The organism is Priestia sp. SIMBA_032 (assembly GCF_046535215.1).
In the GTDB taxonomy this organism is placed as follows: domain Bacteria; phylum Bacillota; class Bacilli; order Bacillales; family Bacillaceae_H; genus Priestia; species Priestia aryabhattai.
Genome location: NZ_JAWRXD010001715.1, coordinates 1 through 229, shown reverse-complemented (window position 1 = coordinate 229; position 229 = coordinate 1). Strand labels below are relative to the sequence as shown.

Sequence of the window (229 nt, the reverse complement as noted above, 5' to 3'; positions counted from 1 at the left end):
GTTCGAGAACTTTTCTGGTCATCACATTCATAGAAAAATTAGAGTTTGGGACACCAAACCCCATTTAAATCGCTTTCAAACGGATAAGACCATCCAAATTGGGCTCAATATTGCCCGAAAACCAAAAGACCCTATCTTTCTTTCTCAAAAACCATGTAGATTCTCCTTTGTTTTTGTCATTATCTGTAGTTTAAAAATGGTGCTTTACATTATTGGCAGTTATATCTTA

The 229-nt window shown here is 34.9% G+C and carries 1 protein-coding gene; it reads left to right on the top strand.

Annotated elements, in window-relative coordinates:
- The coding region (locus SB717_RS40095; protein ID WP_410908961.1) for a hypothetical protein at window positions 1-229 on the top strand (229 nt) is incomplete at both ends.